Here is a 269-nt window from a genome sequence, read left to right as displayed (position 1 = left end):
TCGGCTCGGACGGCAACACCAAATACGCCTCGCTGAGCCCGGCCGTCTACGTCCGCGTGATGACGCCCAAGGGCGGCGAAACCGTGGCCGAGAGCGAGACCTTTACCGTGCGCTGGCGCTCCGACGGCTTCAGCGGCAACGTCACCCTCGACATCAGCCGTGACGGCGGCAGCAGCTGGCTGTCCGTGGCCGCCAACGCGGCCAATTACGGCGTCTACGACTGGACGCCGGGCGCCGGCCAGTTCCCGGGCGGCGACTACGTGCTGCGT

The 269-nt window shown here is 69.5% G+C and carries 1 protein-coding gene; it reads left to right on the top strand.

Features of this window, described 5'->3' with window-relative positions; translation table 11 throughout:
* The coding region (locus AC0IZJ_RS28485; protein ID WP_471855626.1) for a hypothetical protein at positions 1-269 on the top strand (269 nt) is incomplete at both ends.

This window comes from Roseateles sp. AC306, assembly GCF_979253795.1.
This window is presented reverse-complemented; position numbering and strand designations above follow the sequence as displayed.